This is a genomic window from Bacteroides sp. 1001136B_160425_E2, from assembly GCF_015559655.1.
Taxonomy (GTDB): Bacteria; Bacteroidota; Bacteroidia; order Bacteroidales; family Bacteroidaceae; genus Bacteroides; species Bacteroides luhongzhouii.
This window is the reverse complement of record NZ_JADMQH010000002.1, coordinates 259,372-277,358: the sequence shown is the minus strand read 5'-3', so window position 1 is coordinate 277,358 and position 17,987 is coordinate 259,372. Positions and strand designations below refer to the sequence as shown.

Annotated in this window: 13 protein-coding genes and 3 pseudogenes; 8 read left to right on the top strand and 8 right to left on the bottom strand. The window is 42.9% G+C overall.

Annotation, left to right across the window (positions count from 1 at the left end; translation table 11 throughout):
- Nucleotides 1-149: 149 nt before the first annotated feature.
- The 4 genes from I2I04_RS03005 to I2I04_RS02990 all read left to right on the top strand — a co-directional run bounded on the left by I2I04_RS03005 (nt 150) and on the right by I2I04_RS02990 (nt 3,724).
- Nucleotides 150-893: a polyprenol monophosphomannose synthase gene (locus tag I2I04_RS03005; RefSeq protein ID WP_143257338.1), complete on the top strand. Its 744-nt coding sequence runs from the start codon at nt 150-152 to the stop codon at nt 891-893.
- Nucleotides 890-2,230, top strand: a complete 1,341-nt coding sequence (locus I2I04_RS03000) for a dihydroorotase (RefSeq protein ID WP_195654257.1) — start codon at nt 890-892, stop codon at nt 2,228-2,230. The genes I2I04_RS03005 and I2I04_RS03000 overlap by 4 nt, the downstream gene beginning before the upstream one ends.
- A 10-nt stretch (nt 2,231-2,240) precedes the next feature.
- Nucleotides 2,241-3,143 (top strand): vitamin B12 dependent-methionine synthase activation domain-containing protein, encoded by a 903-nt coding sequence (locus I2I04_RS02995; RefSeq protein WP_143257336.1) that lies wholly within the window; start codon nt 2,241-2,243, stop codon nt 3,141-3,143.
- A gap of 68 nt (nt 3,144-3,211) precedes the next feature.
- Entirely contained in the window at nt 3,212-3,724 is a 513-nt protein-coding gene (locus I2I04_RS02990) for an RNA polymerase sigma factor (RefSeq protein ID WP_143257335.1), read from the top strand.
- A 72-nt stretch (nt 3,725-3,796) separates the two neighbouring features.
- Here I2I04_RS02990 and I2I04_RS23615 read toward each other — a convergent pair.
- From I2I04_RS23615 to I2I04_RS02975, 3 genes and pseudogenes are all read right to left on the bottom strand, one after another.
- Nucleotides 3,797-3,841: pseudogene (locus I2I04_RS23615) on the bottom strand (hypothetical protein); the annotation flags it as partial.
- A 483-nt stretch (nt 3,842-4,324) separates the two neighbouring features.
- Complete coding sequence (locus tag I2I04_RS02980; protein WP_195654256.1) at nt 4,325-7,192, bottom strand: AAA family ATPase; 2,868 nt, start codon at nt 7,190-7,192, stop codon at nt 4,325-4,327.
- On the bottom strand, nt 7,189-8,442 hold the full coding sequence (locus tag I2I04_RS02975) for an exonuclease SbcCD subunit D (protein ID WP_195654255.1): 1,254 nt from the start codon (nt 8,440-8,442) through the stop codon (nt 7,189-7,191). The genes I2I04_RS02980 and I2I04_RS02975 overlap by 4 nt, the downstream gene beginning before the upstream one ends.
- Nucleotides 8,443-8,562: 120 nt before the next feature.
- On the opposite strand from I2I04_RS02975, the gene I2I04_RS02970 reads away from it, so the two are divergent.
- Nucleotides 8,563-9,321, top strand: coding sequence for a lysophospholipid acyltransferase family protein (locus I2I04_RS02970; RefSeq protein ID WP_195654254.1), 759 nt, complete (start codon nt 8,563-8,565; stop codon nt 9,319-9,321).
- A 100-nt stretch (nt 9,322-9,421) separates the two neighbouring features.
- Here the strand turns inward: I2I04_RS02970 and I2I04_RS23465 are convergent.
- The 3 genes and pseudogenes from I2I04_RS23465 to I2I04_RS02965 all read right to left on the bottom strand — a co-directional run.
- Nucleotides 9,422-9,538: pseudogene (locus tag I2I04_RS23465) on the bottom strand (polysaccharide deacetylase); the annotation flags it as partial.
- A gap of 6 nt (nt 9,539-9,544) precedes the next feature.
- Nucleotides 9,545-9,757, bottom strand: a pseudogene (locus I2I04_RS23130) (helix-turn-helix transcriptional regulator); the annotation flags it as partial.
- Between the two features lie 187 nt (nt 9,758-9,944).
- Nucleotides 9,945-10,679 carry a DUF4369 domain-containing protein gene (locus I2I04_RS02965; RefSeq protein ID WP_143257329.1) on the bottom strand — a complete coding sequence of 245 codons (735 nt, stop codon included), beginning with the start codon at nt 10,677-10,679 and terminating at the stop codon, nt 9,945-9,947.
- A gap of 157 nt (nt 10,680-10,836) precedes the next feature.
- Between I2I04_RS02965 and I2I04_RS02960 the strand changes: the two genes are divergently transcribed.
- From I2I04_RS02960 to I2I04_RS02950, 3 genes are read left to right on the top strand one after another with little or no spacing between them, the layout of a single operon-like run.
- Complete coding sequence (locus I2I04_RS02960; protein WP_143257328.1) at nt 10,837-12,081, top strand: anaerobic sulfatase-maturation protein; 1,245 nt, start codon at nt 10,837-10,839, stop codon at nt 12,079-12,081.
- Between the two features lie 33 nt (nt 12,082-12,114).
- Nucleotides 12,115-14,274 carry a S46 family peptidase gene (locus tag I2I04_RS02955; protein WP_185911461.1) on the top strand — a complete coding sequence of 720 codons (2,160 nt, stop codon included), beginning with the start codon at nt 12,115-12,117 and terminating at the stop codon, nt 14,272-14,274.
- Entirely contained in the window at nt 14,275-16,434 is a 2,160-nt protein-coding gene (locus I2I04_RS02950; RefSeq protein ID WP_195654253.1) for a S46 family peptidase, read from the top strand.
- Between the two features lie 104 nt (nt 16,435-16,538).
- Here the strand turns inward: I2I04_RS02950 and I2I04_RS02945 are convergent, their stop codons facing one another.
- Entirely contained in the window at nt 16,539-16,721 is a 183-nt protein-coding gene (locus I2I04_RS02945; protein ID WP_195654252.1) for a hypothetical protein, read from the bottom strand.
- Nucleotides 16,718-17,845 carry a glycosyltransferase family protein gene (locus tag I2I04_RS02940; protein ID WP_195654251.1) on the bottom strand — a complete coding sequence of 376 codons (1,128 nt, stop codon included), beginning with the start codon at nt 17,843-17,845 and terminating at the stop codon, nt 16,718-16,720. The genes I2I04_RS02945 and I2I04_RS02940 overlap by 4 nt, the downstream gene beginning before the upstream one ends.
- Between the last annotated feature and the right edge of the window lie 142 nt (nt 17,846-17,987).

Here is a 17,987-nt window from a genome sequence, read left to right as displayed (position 1 = left end):
CCGAGGAACAACTTGTTTCACACCGAGGAACAAACCATTTCACACCGGGAAACAAAAGATTACATTCGGCTCTTCACGTTAAATTTTCCTTAGTTCAGCTATAACTAAAGGAAAAGAACTACTTTTGTTTTAAATTTTATAGTATTTATATGCAGACATCGGATAGCATTGTAATTATCCCTACCTATAATGAACGGGAAAACATAGAAAATATCATCCGTGCCGTTTTCGGCCTTCCCAAAGTATTCCATATTCTGGTAATAGAAGACGGCTCTCCGGATGGAACGGCAACCATCGTAAAAACCTTGCAACAAGAATTTCCCGAACGGCTTTTTATGATTGAACGTAAAGGGAAACTGGGATTGGGCACTGCCTATATTACCGGATTTAAATGGGCACTGGAACACGCATACGAGTATATCTTTGAAATGGACGCCGACTTCAGTCATAATCCGAACGATTTACCCCGTTTGTATCAGGCTTGTTCGGAACAGGGTGGAGATGTATCTATCGGCTCCCGCTACATCAGCGGAGTAAATGTAGTGAACTGGCCGATGGGAAGGGTATTGATGTCGTACTTCGCTTCCAAATATGTGCGGTTCATCACAGGAATACCCGTACACGACACGACTGCCGGATTTGTCTGCTACCGTCGTCAGGTGCTGGAAATGATTGATTTGGATCATATCCGTTTTAAGGGTTATGCTTTTCAGATTGAAATGAAATTCACCGCTTACAAATGTGGTTTTAAAATCATCGAGGTTCCCGTGATCTTCATTAATCGTGAGCTAGGGACTTCCAAGATGAATAGCAGCATCTTTGGAGAGGCCATATTTGGTGTGATTAAATTAAAAATAAATAGTTGGTTCCATAAATTCCCGCAAAAGTCATGAAACGTACACTAATTCAAAATGCCGTTATTGTTAACGAAGGAAGAAAAGTACTGGGTTCAGTAGTCATTGAAAATGAAAAGATAGCCGAAATACTGGTGGGTGAAGAAAAAGCAGCTGCCCCTTGTAACGAAGTCATTGACGCGAGCGGGTGTTATCTCCTGCCGGGTGCCATTGACGAACATGTTCATTTCCGCGATCCCGGACTGACTCATAAAGCTGATATTACCACAGAAAGCCATGCCGCAGCAGCAGGGGGGGTCACTTCCATCATGGATATGCCCAATACAAACCCGCAGACTACGACGCTGGAGGCTTTGGAAGAGAAATTCACTCTATTAGGGGAGAAATCAGCTGTCAATTATTCCTGCTATTTCGGAGCAACGAATAATAACTATACCCAATTTGCACAACTGGATAAACATCGGGTTTGTGGCGTAAAGTTATTTATGGGGTCAAGCACCGGCAATATGCTGGTAGACCGGATGGCCAGCTTACGTAATATATTCGGTGGAACTGATCTGCTCATCGCCGCCCATTGCGAAGACCAGGGAATTATCAAAGAAAATACGGACAAATATAAGAAAGAATACGGAGACGATGTACCTTTGGCTCTTCATCCGCTCCTCCGTTCGGAAGAAGCTTGCTATCGTTCATCCGAACTGGCAGTGCAACTGGCACGTGAAGCAAATGCCCGTCTGCACATCATGCATATTTCCACCGCTAAAGAGTTGAGTCTGTTTTCCAATGCTCCTTTGGCACAAAAAAGAATTACAGCAGAAGCCTGCGTTTCTCATCTACTCTTTACGGAAGAAGATTATCAGACATTGGGTGCCCGCATTAAATGTAACCCTGCCATTAAAACTGCACAAGACCGGAAAGCCTTGCAAGAGGCTGTCAACAGTGGTCTGATTGATGCCATCGCAACCGATCATGCCCCACACTTACTTAGTGAGAAAGAAGGAGGCGCATTAAAGGCGATGTCCGGAATGCCGATGATTCAGTTCTCGCTGGTCAGTATGTTGGAGTTGGCAGACAAAGGAGCGTTTACCATCGAGAAAGTGGTAGAAAAAATGGCTCATGCTCCCGCGCAGATGTATGAGATACCAAACAGAGGATTCATCCGCAAGGGCTATCAAGCTGACCTTGTATTGGTACGTCCCGACTCCGAATGGACCGTTACCACAGACTGCATCTTAAGCAAATGCAAATGGAGCCCGCTGGAAGGTCATACATTCAACTGGAAGGTAGAGAAAACATTTGCAAACGGACATCTGTTATATAACAACGGAGAAATAGACGAGACTTATCGCGGACAAGAATTGTTCTTCGAACGATAAATGATAATTTATGATTCTATCTTATAAAATACATACAGTTACCCCATATATCAACTGGATTTACTTTTTCCATGCATGGGGTTTCCAACCGCGTTTCGCAGCCATTGCCAACATTCACGGATGTGACGTCTGCCGTGCTTCGTGGCTGACAACTTTTCCGGAAGAAGAACGTAACAAGGCTTCCGAAGCGATGCAGCTATTTAAAGAAGCCAACCGGATGCTTGATCTGCTCGATCGGGATTATGAGGTAAAGACTATATTTAAGCTCTGCAAGGCGAACGCTGACGGAGATAATCTGGTTATTGAGAAAGAAGAAGACCAGTTCATCACCTTTCCTTTGCTGCGTCAGCAGACGCCCAAAAGAGATGGAAGTCCTTTCCTTTGTCTAAGCGACTTTATCCGCCCGCTTTCTTCCGGCATCCCGGACACCATCGGTGCTTTTGCTTCTTCTATTGACGCGGACATGGAAGGACTGTACGAACAGGACCCATATAAACACTTGCTTGTACAAACCCTTTCCGACCGACTGGCAGAAGCTGCGACAGAAAAGATGCATGAGTATGTACGAAAAGAAGCATGGGGATATGCCAAAGAAGAAAATCTGGGCATAGCGGATTTACTGGTCGAGAAGTATCAAGGTATTCGCCCTGCCGTCGGCTACCCGTCTTTACCAGATCAGTCTGTCAACTTCCTGTTGGATGAACTGCTGGACATGAAACAAATAGGTATTTCATTGACTGAAAACGGAGCCATGTATCCACACGCTTCTGTTTGCGGACTTATGTTTTCGCATCCGGCTTCCGAATACTTCTCTGTCGGAAAGATTGGAGAGGACCAACTCGAAGATTATACCCGCCGCCGGGGAAAAAGCATCGAAGAAATGCGCAAATTTCTGGCAGCGAATCTTCAATAATCATTATTCTCCTGTGATTTTTCTCCTTTTCTCACGACTAACTAACCAGAAAAGCAAGCATAGATTCCATGAGAGAACAAACAGCAGAAGCTAATCCTCCTATTGAGCAAGAGTTCTTGTCGGTAATCCGCGAATATGAACGGGTGATCTACAAAGTGTGCTATCTGTACGCCAACCCCAATGCTCCGCTCAATGACCTTTATCAGGATGTGGTACTGAATCTTTGGAAAGCTTATCCCAAATTCAGAAAAGAATGTAAAGTATCTACATGGATTTATCGTATTGCCCTCAACACTTGTATCAGTTTTTATCGTAAAGAAAAGAATGTGCCGGAAATAGTCAGTCTCACCAAAGATACTGACTGGACCATAGAAGCACACGACCCGATCAACGAAATGCTGAAACAGCTTTATCAGATGATTAACCAGCTGGGACAACTCGACAAATCAATTATCCTGCTCTATCTCGAAGACAAAAGTTATGAAGAAATAGCAGAGATTACCGGACTGACGGTTACCAATGTAGCGACCAAACTAAGTCGCATCAAAGACAAACTTAAAAGAATGAAAAAGGAGGAATAAGATATATGGAACTGGAAGAACTGAAAAAATCTTGGAATGCCCTGGATGAACACTTGAAAGATAAAGAGTTCATCAAAGAAGAAGAGCTTGAAAAGCTGATAAGGCATGCAGACAAAAGTATCCATGCCATTGCCAGCCTGAACATCAAGCTTATTTTGATTTCTTTGCCGATATTGATCTTATTTTTAGCGGAGGTGTTATTACACAACAGATTGAACCCGATCTATATCATTATCATTTTCGCATGGATTCCCGCACTTTGCTGGGACATCGTCACCACCCGCTTCCTCCAACGGACCCAAATAGACGAGATGCCTCTGGTAGAGGTAATCGGTCGCGTGAACCGTATCCACCGGTGGACCATCAGAGAACGGCTGATTGCTATTGCTTTCCTTCTGATACTGGCTGTACTCTCATTTATCTACTGGCAAGTGTGGCAATATGGAATAGGCATGATAGTCTTCTTTATCCTGTTATGGGGCGGAGGACTAGGATTGATTTTATGGATTTACCGCAAGAAGTTCTTAAATCGCATCCACGAAATAAAAAAGAATTTAAGCGAATTGAACGAATTAATGTAAAAGGAGATAATGGATGTGCTTACCCTATAACGGTAAGCACACTCTTTCCATTCACTTTCTTATGCACTTGCACCTGAACGGAAATTCGTTCACTCATCTCCTGTACGTGAGAAATAACTCCGATTTTCCGTCCCTGCATCTGTAATTGTTCCAGTGCTTCCATGGCCGTACGTAGGCTTTCCGCATCCAAAGAACCGAATCCTTCATCAATAAAAAGAGATTCTACTTTCAGATTATTGCTTGATAAGGAAGACAAGCCCAAAGCCAACGCCAAAGATATCAGGAATGATTCACCACCGGAAAGAGAGTACACAGTCCGTATTTCATCACACATATCACAATCTATTACTTGAAGCGCCAACGTGTCGGGAACCTGTTGTAGCTTATAGCGTTTAGAAAGGTAGGATAAATGCTTATTGGCATGAAGCAACAACAAATTTAAGGTGTAACTTTGAGCTATCACTTTAAATTTCGCTCCATCCGCACTGCCTATCAGTTTATTAAGTTTCGCCCAACGTTCGGCAATCGTCTGTTTCTCTACCAGTTCCTTCGCTATCTGTTCCACGGTTAGCTTATTCTTTGCCTGTTGTAAAAGACAGGCTTCCATAGTAGAAAGGGCACGTTCGGTATTCAGGTTTTCCTCCTGTTGTTTCTTTATTATTTCGGGAAGTTGTTCGGGAGAATCAATCTTTTTATACTGTTCCTGCAACTCTCCGATAGCCAGCGTAATTTGCTTCATCTCTCCTTGCAGACCGGAAAGCCGGTTGTGCACAGCCTCTACTTCTTTGCGTGCTTTCTCCAAAGCCAGATTCAGCTCTTTTTCTCTTTTTGCTACGGCAGCTTCCGCTTCATCCGCACTTTTTCCTTTCAACAGTTGCGAACGTTCCTGACGGAGCACATCCAACGCTTTCTCTATAACTGCAAATCTCTTTTGTTCGGCAGAAGCAGCATTCTGCAATAATAACAACTGTTCTTTAGCAGACGATACTTTCTGCATCGCCAGGCGACAGAAAGATACATTCTCACGAAGAGCTTCACAATGCGCACGCATCTTTTTAATTTTTTCATCGCTGCGTTGCCATTCTGTATATAGATTACGATATTCTAAAATACGTTCAGCCAGTTCTGCCAAACGATGTTGTATCTGCTCTTCGTTACCAGCATCAATCCCAGCCTTATACAATGCCGCCAACTGTTCTCCGATCTGTCCGTCCACCGTCTTCTGATGCGTCCAATCACGTTGCAAAACAATGCTCCGGTTATTTATCTGTTGGCAGTTTGCTACTGCTGCATTATACTCCTGTTCTATACTCCGGAAAAGAGTATCTACCACCTCCTGTTCCTGATGGTAAGGATGCGCTGTGCTACCGCAAACCGGACAGGCCTCCCCTTCCTGTAAATGCTGACGCAATGCTTTCACGTCTTTTCCTACTGCCATACGTGCATTTTCGTAAAGGCGTTGAGTTACTTTCAATGCGGCTTCTTGCTCTCTCAATTGTTTCAGGCAATCAGTTGTTTCTTTCTCCAACCGTTCTATTTCTGCCTTTGTTTTCGTCTGCGTTTCCGTCAATTGCCGGATATTCTGTTGGCGCGTCAGCTCTTTTTGCAGTTTCATCTGTTCTTCGGCCAATAACGGATATCCGAAAGAGTTTAATCGCAACAACCGTTCTTCATTCGTGTTTATCCCGGCTGTCAGTTTGTTTTCTTCCTGCCGTAGAATTTCTTCCACCTGTTCAAGCTGCAACGCTGCTTCTATTCCTACATGATTCAGCAAACGGTTCAGAGAAGAATGAGAAGCCTGTAACTGCTCCGTAGCCATCCGCATTTTTTGCTCTTGCTCCGACACCTGTTTATTAGCGGTCTGTAACATTTGTTTCGATTGTGTGTAACTGTCCTGCTGTGACTGTATCTGCACATCCAGCTGACGGGCTTTCTTCAAGTCCGGCTGTATGGCCTCCCATTGTGCCTTAAAATGCACCAAGCCTTCTTCTTGTGAAGCCAATGCGCCCTGCAACACTTTCAATCTTGCCTGCTCCGCCTGTTCTTCCTGTTGCTTCTTCTTCCAGAGTTCTTCCTGCATTTTTAATGAACGAACCACATTCAGTTGTTCATTCTGCTCTGCCAACAGTTTGATTCCTGTCACACGTTTTTCAGCCAACTGTTCTTTCTCTTTTTGTAAAGCAAGCAATTCTTCTTCCGGCATCAATTCGATCACATTCATTCGATTCTGAATCAAAGTGACCTCTTCCTGTGCCACCTTATTCCGAGCATAGACTTCTTGAGAAATCCGGGAATAAACACCGGTCCCCGTCAACTTCTCAAGCAACTCCGCTTTAGCCGCTCCTTTCGATTTCAGGAATGTCGCAAAATCATTCTGCGCCAATAATACGGTACGGGTAAACTGCTCATACGTCAACCCCACCAGCTCCACCAACTGAATCAACAACTCTTTTTTGGTACCCTGGAATTCTTTCTCCGTATCTAGTTCTTTCACCTCCAGCGTTTGTGGCTGCAAAGAACCGCTTATCTTATTTCTTGTCCGCCTTACCGACCAGCGAGAACGGTAACGCCGTCCGTCAATGCCTAAGAAATCGACTTCTGCATAGCCGTCGCTTGTCCCCCGACGCAATAGATTTCTTACATCGGACTGATTAATCTGATTGTCTCCTACATCTGCCAGGTTCACACTTTCTACCGAAGTTGCGAAACGGGGAGCTTTATCATACAGTGCCAGACATAAAGCGTCTAGTAAAGTAGACTTACCGGCACCCGTAGGTCCTGCAATGGCAAATATACCTGCAGAATGTAATGGTTCTGCCGTAAAATCCACTTCTACCGTCCCTTCTATCGAAGTCAGATTCTTCAATCGTATAGCCAGTATTTTCATTTTTCTTCCTCCTCTTCTTTATGAGTAGCAGCCCAATAGGCTTCCTGAAACAAACCTGTCAGCTCGGCAGGCATTTCTACCTGATAAATCTTTTCAAAGGCAGACTGCGCAATCTGCAAGGGAGACATCTCCTGCAATCCTCTCTTCCAGCTCTCATTTTCTTTCTCCGTATTTTCTACATCGGTGCGATAGGTAGACACAATGCGTGCCAATCGATAATTTTTATCTGCCAATGCCTCCTCAATCTCCTGCCGAAGCATGGGTTCCGGTTCCTCCAGCAATACCTTCACTTCTAAATAAGGAGCTATTTCTTCCGTGTCCGGCAATTCTCTCAAGGCTCCCAACACCACTTCCGGCAAGGCGGGCTCTCCATTCGGCACACTCACCAAAGGGATTAATTTCGGGCATTCCAACCGTTCAATGTCCACTGCACAACCTCCGTCAAAGGTCACCATCACGACTCCATGATGATAATGTTTCTCTGCAAAAGACATCGGAATGGGACTTCCTGCATATCTCACATTCTCCCTTCCCGACACTCGCTGCGCTTTATGTATATGTCCCAATGCCGTATATGCTATCTGTTCGGAAAAAACTTCCGGCGATACACATTCCAGACCACCAATCACTGTACGTTCACTATAATCTTTTTCTGCAATCTCCGATCCTGTAGCCTGCAAATGACCAATGGCAAGAATCGCCTGATTCTCCGTTCTTTGCTTCCATAGCCTTTGCAAAAGTTGCGTATAGAGTTCGCGAACTCCCTCCGCGTACGGGTTACCTTCCGTCTGCACAACCGGATAATCCCCCTGGCGCAAAAAAGGGACAGCCATGCAAAGCAGTTCCACTTCCCCTTTCCGGTTCTTCAATTCTACCATCAAATGGTCATAATCAATTTCTCCACCTTCAAGCTTGCGCACTACCCCTCTGACTTCCGTTCGCATAGCCTGCAACAGAGGCAAAGGAGCTTCCAGACGTGCAGCCGAATCATGATTGCCGGCTACAATGACAATTTGCAGATTCGGATTCTCCACAGTCACCCGATAAATAAACTGATAATACATGCTTTGGGATGCAGCGGAAGGGTTGGAAACATCAAAAACATCTCCGGCTATAATCAATGCATCAATCTCTTTCTGACGAATTTCTTCTGCCAGCCAATTCAGGAATACCTCATGTTCTCCCGTACGATCATATCCAAAAAAGGTTTGTCCTAAATGCCAGTCGGCAGTATGTAATATACGTATCATAATTTTATAACTATCTCTACTAACAAGAGGCAAAAATAACACAATCAAAAAGATTATCTCACATCTACCTCTCTTTTTTACCAATAATCATGTATATTTGCAGGATAAAAATCCAACCCTATGAAGATACTGTATTATATTTATCAGATTTGCATCGCTTTACCTATTTTATTAGTGCTGACCATCCTCACGGCAATCGTCACTATTGTAGGTTCTCTCTTGGGAGGAGCCCACTTCTGGGGATATTATCCGGGGAAAATATGGTCACAATTAATTTGTTTGTTTCTGTTGATTCCCGTGAGGATTGAAGGACGTGAAAAGCTGCATGACAAAACTTCCTATATTTTCGTACCTAATCATCAGGGTTCATTCGATATTTTCCTTATCTACGGCTTCATTGGAAGAAATTTTAAGTGGATGATGAAAAAAAGCCTGCGTAAACTGCCATTCGTCGGAAAAGCCTGTGAAAGCGCAGGACATATCTTTGTAGACCGGTCCGGCCCGAAAAAGGTTTTGGAAACCATCCGGCAGGCAAAAGACTCGTTGAAAGACGGAGTTTCTCTTGTGGTATTTCCCGAAGGCGCACGCACTTTTACCGGACATATGGGATATTTTAAAAAAGGAGCTTTTCAATTGGCGGATGATTTACAGTTGGCAGTGGTACCTGTCACTATCGACGGGTCATTTGAAATCCTTCCACGTACAGGCAAATGGATACATCGTCATCGCATGATTCTGACTATTCACGACCCTATTCCTCCCAAAGGAAAAGGCATGGAAAATATCAAGGCAACCATGGCAGAGGCATACGCTGCTGTTGAAAGTGCCCTCCCGGAGCAACATAAAGGGATGGTGAGAAACGAAGATCAGGACCGATAGTCAGTACATAATATCTAATATGAATGTGGGGATACTCACGCACCCCCACATTCCTAACCAGTTTTATGTATCAAACTATTAAATTAAGAAATGCAGATATTTATATGTTTTGTAAGGTGATGGTTTGGTTTGACATCATTTGCAATTCTTGAAAAGTCAAATTAAAACCTTTATGAATTTCTTTTTCTAAATTCTCTAATGAGAAAGATTCATTTTTTATTTATCAAAAATCTCTTAAAAATGCATTTAAATCTTCTTGTGAAGAAATGCCTAACCGGCCTTTCAGCCTTCCTTTTGCCTTAGTTACCGAGTCGGAAGAGGTCTGGAAAATACGAGCCAACTCTTCATTGATCAGTCCGAATTTAAGGAAACAACAGATTTCAAGGTCATGTTTAGTCAATAAAGGAGCTTTGTCAAGCAATCGGGTAACATAGATACAGAGCCGTATCCGGAAGAGATTCCATGCACATCTCGATCTTCTGGAATGCCGCATCGGAGGCCTCCGAATCTCTATGACAAGAAACCGATAAGACTAAAATAAAAAAGAAAGCGGCGTATACCGAAACAGTAGTCGTTTTCATTTTACTTGAGTTTTATGCAAAAATACACAAAAAACTCAAGTATTACTTATTTGTTGAAGCATTTTGTTCCAATCGTTGATGTTCTTCTATCAACTTCATGTTTTCTTTTGCCTTAGACAGAAACTCTCTGACCAGCTTATTATCTTTGAAAGAGTAAGGAGCATCCTTCATAATATCATCAATCTGCGGAGTCATAATGGGATAGGGCAAAGAGCTGCAAAGCATCATAAATACACTGGGCCCCAACACATTTTCGTAATTGTCGGAAATGAACGTTTTCACATACTGATTCATCGCTTTCATCAGTGAATCTCCTTCTACCACCAGCTGACTATGAATCTCATCCAGATCCCCTCCATCCAGTACCATACGGGTTTCTTTCTGCTCCAGTTCGCCTATGCTTTCCTCCAATTGGTTTCTTTTGCTGATAAACTCGTACAACGCATTATTTAAAGAGGTTCCCACTGCCTTCAGGTCCGTATTGCTGATAGTAACTGTTATTTTTCCACTTTCCAGGACAATCGGCATAATGCTTTCTTCATCCATATAAAGTGTCACCATCTGTACGGAATCTATTTTTCCTTTCATTGAAAACAGACCATGCACTACTTCAGCAGAATCCAGCTTCACCCACTCACCGTCACGCAGGGATTTAAGATACAACATCTTTCCATCCAGGCTATTCACAGAAGATGTTCCTTCAATCTTGTACTTACTAGTACAGGAAGCCAGAAACGGAAGCAAAAGCAAAAAAGGCAAAATTTTATTCACGTTCATTTATTCATTAAATTCTGTGCACAAAGGTACAACTGATTCAGAATTCAAAGAAACATTTTATCAATATTTAAATCTTGTAAGACTCTTTTCTTTAATAATCCTTATAAACATAGGTGTAAGGCTATTTTTTTCATTTAGTTTATCTAATTTTGCAGCCATGAAAACATCAACATTTGCCCCTTTTGCAAAACCGCTTTATGTAATGGTAAAGCCTGTAGGTGCCGTATGTAATCTAGCATGCGATTATTGCTATTATTTGGAAAAGGCCAACCTATACAAAGACAATCCGAAACACGTAATGAGCGATGAACTTCTGGAAAAGTTTATCGACGAGTACATTAACTCACAAACCATGCCACAGGTACTTTTCACCTGGCACGGAGGAGAAACGCTGATGCGACCGCTCTCCTTCTATAAAAAGGCAATGGAACTACAAAAGAAATACGCCCGCGGACGCACGATTGACAATTGCATCCAGACCAACGGAACCATGCTCACTGACGAATGGTGCGAGTTCTTCCGTGAAAACAATTGGCTGGTAGGTGTCTCTATCGATGGCCCCCAGGAGTTTCATGACGAGTATCGCAAAAACAAATTGGGAAAACCTTCTTTTGTGAAAGTAATGCAAGGCATCAACCTTCTGAAAAAACACGGAGTGGAATGGAATGCAATGGCAGTTATTAATGACTTTAATGCAGAATATCCGTTGGAATTTTATCGTTTTTTCAAAGAAATCGGTTGCCAGTATATCCAGTTCGCTCCCATCGTTGAACGTATTCTTTCGCATGAAGACGGACGTCATCTCGCTTCTCTTGCCGAAAATAAAGCCGGAACACTGGCTGACTTTTCAATCACTCCGGAACAATGGGGGAACTTCCTCTGTACTCTTTTCGATGAATGGGTGAAAGAAGATGTAGGCAAGTACTATGTGCAGATATTCGATTCTACCCTAGCCAACTGGATGGGTGAACAACCCGGTATATGCACGATGGCAAAGACTTGCGGACATGCCGGTGTAATGGAATTCAACGGAGACGTTTATTCTTGCGACCACTTTGTATTTCCCGAATATAAGTTAGGTAACATTTACAGTAAGACACTGGTGGAAATGATGCATAGCGAGCGTCAGCACAACTTCGGGAACATGAAATACCAGTCTCTCCCTACTCAATGTAAGGAGTGTGAGTTCCTGTTTGCCTGCAACGGGGAATGCCCGAAAAATCGTTTCAGCCAAACGGCAGAAGGTGAACCGGGATTGAACTACTTATGCAAAGGTTATTATCAGTTCTTTAAACACGTAGCTCCTTACATGGACTTTATGAAAAACGAACTAATGAATCAACGTCCGCCTGCTAATATCATGGAAGCACTGAGAAACGGAGATTTAAAAATTGAATACTAACAAATCATACATTCTAAATTTTATCATTAAATAATGAACAAACTAAGATTTTATCTATTAGCGCTGGCTGCGCTTTTTGTATTTTCCGTTAGAGCGGACGAGGGTATGTGGCTATTGCAACTGATGCAACAGCAACACTCCATAGACATGATGAAAAAACAGGGATTAAAACTGGAAGCACAGGACTTATATAATCCAAACGGCGTTTCTCTCAAAGATGCCGTAGGTATATTCGGAGGTGGATGTACCGGAGAAATTATCTCGCCCGAAGGTTTGATTCTGACCAATCACCACTGTGGCTACGCTTCCATCCAGCAACATAGTAGTGTTGAACACGATTATCTGACAGATGGTTTCTGGGCTACTTCCAGAGATAAAGAGCTCCCTACTCCGGGACTGAAATTTACATTTATCGAACGTATCGAGGATATTACGGATATTGTCAATGCCAAGATTGCGGCAAAGGAAATCACTGAATCTGAATCATTCAGCAATATATTCCTTCAAAAACTGGCTCATGATCTTTATTTTAAAAGTGACCTGGCAGACAAAAAAGGAATTGTTCCGCAGGCTCTTCCGTTCTATGCCGGAAATAAATTCTATCTTTTCTATAAGAAAATATATCCGGATGTACGTATGGTAGCTGCTCCCCCCTCTTCTATCGGTAAGTTTGGCGGCGAGACAGACAACTGGATGTGGCCGCGTCATACCGGCGACTTCTCCATGTTCCGTATCTATGCTGACGCGAACGGTGAACCGGCAGAATACAGTGAAAACAATGTTCCCCTGAAAACAAAGAAACATTTGTCTATCTCTATCAAAGGGTTGAAAGAAGGAGATTACGCAATGATTATGGGATTCCCCGGAAGCACGAGCCGTTACCTGACTGTATCAGAGGTGAAAGAACGTATGGAATCGGAAAACGACCCGCGTATCCGTATTCGTGGCGCACGTTTGGCTGTCCTGAAGGAAGTGATGAATGCCAGTGACAAAATCCGTATTCAGTATGCTAACAAGTATGCGGGTTCCAGCAATTATTGGAAGAACTCCATCGGTATGAATAAAGCCATCATCGATAATGATGTGTTGGGAACGAAAGCTGCGCAGGAAGCTAAATTCGCAGAATTTGCAAAGGCACAAAACAATGCCGAATATGGGGCAGTTGTGAAAAACATCGATGACCTGGTAGCTAAAACTACTCCTCTCAATTATCAATATACTTGTTTGAGAGAGACTTTCTTCGGAGCTATCGAATTTGGTAATGTCATGTTATCTAAAACACGTGAAGCATTGCTCGAAAAGAACGACTCTGTGATCGAAGCACGTATGAAAGCACTGGAAAGTACTTACGAAAGTATCCACAACAAAGATTATGACCATGAAGTAGACCGAAAGGTTGCTAAAGCATTGTTCCCGTTATATGCGGAAATGATTCCGGCTAACCAGCGTCCGTCTATCTACAAGGTGATTGAGCAGAAGTATAAGGGCGACTACAACAAGTTTATTGATGATATGTACGACAACTCTATTTTTGCCAACCGCGCAAACTTCGAGAAGTTTACGAAGAAACCGTCAGTGAAAGCAATCGACAACGATCTTGCATTACAATACTGCCAGTCTAAATATGACTTGATGGATAAACTGACTTCCCAGCTCAAGGAGATGGATCAGGAACTGGCTTTACTGCACAAAACTTATATCCGTGGTCTGGGCGAAATGAAATTGCCTGTACCTTCTTACCCGGACGCAAACTTTACCATTCGTCTGACTTATGGTAACGTGAAACCTTATGATCCAAAAGACGGCGTACACTACAACTATTATACCACCACTAAAGGAATTCTTGAGAAAGAAAATCCGGAAGATCGCGAATTCGTTGTACCTGCCAAACTGAAAGAACTGATTGAGAAGAAAGATTATGGCCGTTATGCTTTACCGAATGGTGATATGCCTGTCTGCTTCCTGTCTACCAACGACATCACCGGTGGTAACTCCGGCAGCCCGGTACTGAATGAAAACGGAGAACTGATCGGCTGTGCTTTTGATGGTAACTGGGAATCATTGAGCGGTGACATCAACTTCGACAACAACCTGCAACGCTGCATCAACTTGGATATCCGTTATGTCCTGTTCATTCTGGAGAAGTTAGGAAACTGCGGACACCTGATTAATGAAATGACAATCGTAGAATAAATGAGAAAACAAATCCTATTTGTCCTATTTTCACTGGCAACTTTTAGCATCCACGCCGATGAAGGCATGTGGATGCTAACCGATCTGAAAACACAGAATGCAGTTGCCATGCGCGAACTCGGTCTTGAAATTCCGATCGAAGAAGTATATGACGCGAACGGTCTTTCTTTGAAAGATGCTGTGGTACACTTTGGAGGAGGATGTACGGGAGAAATTATCTCTTCCGAAGGACTGGTACTGACGAATCACCACTGTGGTTATGGAGCTATCCAGCAACACAGTAATGTAGAACATGACTACCTGACAGATGGTTTCTGGGCTATGGACCGTGACGCGGAACTTCCTACTCCGGGATTGACCGTCACATTTATCGACCGGATTCTGGATGTGACCGATTACGTCAACGAGCAACTGAAAAAAGATCCGGATCCGGAAGGTGTCAATTACCTGTCACCAAGTTATCTGAGCACCGTGGCAGAACGTTTCGCCAAAGCAGAGAACATAGAAATAACTCCTGCAACAAAACTGGAACTCAAGGCTTTTTATGGAGGGAACAAATATTATATGTTCATCAAAACGGTGTACAGTGATATTCGTATGGTGGGTGCTCCTCCTTCTTCCATCGGTAAGTTCGGCGCAGATACCGACAACTGGATGTGGCCTCGTCATACAGGTGACTTTTCCCTTTTCCGTATTTATGCGGACAAAAACGGAAAACCAGCAGAATATTCAAAAGACAACATTCCTTTGCAGGTAAAGAAACATCTGAAAATCAGCCTTGCCGGAGTTCAGGAAGGAGATTTTACCTTTGTCATGGGATTTCCGGGACGTAACTGGCGATATATGATTTCCGACGAAGTGGAAGAGCGGATGCAAACGACCAACTTTATGCGCCAGCATGTACGTGGAGCCCGTCAGAAAGTGCTCATGGAGCAAATGCTAAAAGATCCTGCCGTACGCATTCATTATGCAAGCAAATATGCTTCATCAGCCAACTACTGGAAGAATGCCATCGGTATGAATGAAGGACTGGTGCGTCTCAACGTACTGGATACCAAACGTGCGCAACAAGAGGAATTATTAGCCCGCGGTCGTGAAAAAGGAGATGATTCATATCAGAAAGCTTTTGATGAGATTCGTTCTATTGTGGCTCATCGTCGTGACGCGATCTATCATCAGCAGGCTATCAATGAAGCATTGGTCACTGCCCTTGATTTTATGCACATCCCTTCCACGATGGAATTGGTTGCCGCTCTGAAATCAAAAGATAAAGAGCAAATAAAAGAGGCGAAGCTAAAATTGAAGCAAGAAGCTGATAAGTATTTTGCTTCTGTCCCCTTCCCCGAAGTAGAACGGATGGTTGCCAAAGAGATGCTGAAAACTTATGCCAACTATATTCCGGAGGAACAACGAATCAATATCTTCGAAATCATCAATTCCCGTTTCAAGGGAAGTATCGATGCCTTCGTCGATGCTTGCTTCGAACATTCTATTTTTGGCAATCCTAAAAACTTTGAGAAGTTTATCAAGAAACCAAGTTTGTATAAAATAGGATATGACTGGATGGTATTATTCAAATATTCTATTACCGACGGGATCCTGAAAACAGCCATTGCCATGAAAGAAGCCAATCAGAATTATGACGCTGCTCATAAAGTATGGGTGAAAGGCATGATGGATATGAGACAGGAAAAAGGTACACCTATTTACCCGGATGCCAATTCAACTTTACGGTTGACCTACGGTCAGGTACTTTCTTATGAACCGGCTGACGGTGTTGTGTATGATGCTCATACCACCCTCAAAGGTGTAATGGAAAAAGAAGATCAGGGTAATTGGGAGTTTGTAGTACCTCAAAAATTGAAAGAACTGTATAAATCCCAAGATTATGGTCGTTATGGCAAAAACGGTGAAATGCCCGTCTGCTTTATTGTAAACACCGACAATACAGGAGGAAACTCCGGTAGCCCGGTATTTAATGGTAAAGGCCAGCTGGTAGGAACTGCTTTCGACCGCAATTTTGAAGGTTTGACAGGAGACATCGCTTTCCGTCCTTCCTCACAACGAGCTGCCTGCGTCGACATCCGCTATACTTTATTTATTATCGACAAATATGCGGGAGCATCTCATATTATTGATGAACTTAGCATCGTTGAATAAAGAACCTTTTTTGATTTACGATTAGACGATTTACAATGTACGTTTGAATCCAATTATACATTGTAAATCGTCTCATTGTAAATGAATTCAGAAAAAGTTTTCCTTTATATAAATTCTTCCACCATATACATCTCATCAATCATTTCATTCATTATATTCTGTAAATTCTGAATTGCTTCTTCCGGAAATTCTCCATAAGCGTTACATTGCATATTTACAGTCAACCAGACATAATAGCCACCATCCGATGTGCGCTCAAGCACATAATCTGTTCTGTTCAGTTTCATATTGATAAATAATTAGTGAATGTTGGTATCGAAGTTATTTCTGATTGTGAAGCTGCCAATTTCTCCAGTTCCAGGATAATTCGACGTTCACAGCTGCGAACCCAATAAATAAAGTAACGGTTCGGAGTATATTTCCCGACAAAACGGAGCAACGGTTGCAAGTCAAAGGAATCACTGATTATTCCTGCTCCCGCTTTCATTGCATCATACGCATTACAGTCCTGTTCAATATGTGCCGGGACCATCAACACTGGTTTTCCAAGATACATTGCTTCACAAATGGACTCGAAACCAGCCGTACTGGCATAAGCTCTGCAACCTGCCATAGCATTAAGGAACTTCACATCATCTATTTGATGGAAACTCAATGTTTCGTCCACCCGTATCACCTCCTCGGTATCCGATTTATCCCAGAAAAACGTTAGAGGGACTTCTGGATGCATTTCATGAAAGTGCTCCACACTATCAGCAAACCCAGAATTGACCATATATCCGTGAATATAATTCCCCCCTTCCGGCCGGATAGCTGTCACTTCCTGACGAATCAAAGGAGGGACAGTTACTATCTGATTGCTGTCATCCTGCTCCATCTCCCGGAAAGACAAAGCCAGCTTCTTCGAGGATTTCAGAGCAGTCATCCGGGTAAAGAAACGCAGCATCCATAACTGGCACGAACTCTTATCAGGAAACTCGAAATCACGATGCAAAAACAAATACTGATGTCCAACGCAAATATACGGAGCAGAGGGGCGGAAGAGCGCATAGGTAAGGCCGGTTAAAAGCTCGTAGAAGTTGATGACAATTTCCGCCCCTGTCTCCCTGATCCGCTGATTTATATAATACATACTACGGATATATTCCGGTAGCCTCAATAAATTGTACGCAAAGCTTTTTGTTAGATTTGCCCTCTTATTATCTGCCGTAGGCAGGAAGTTAGGACTAATGAAGCGCTTCACCGGTGCATGAATACTCCGATTGAAAAATCCCGGCAAGGTACGTGTCGAGCTTTTTCCCACCAAGACTTCCACTACTTCGTGTCCATTACGCAATAACATTTCTTCGAGGGTGATCGCCTGTGTAAAGTGCCCTCTCCCCTCACCTTGAACAATAAATAAGAATTTCATAGTTCTATTATTTTTCGATACGCAAAGTTCCCTCTTTTACATTACAAGATGATGACTCTACAATGACTATTCTATGAACAAAAACGACTTTTTTTCGTTATTATAATAAAATAGGATTTATATTTGCAGTCTCCAATGACTG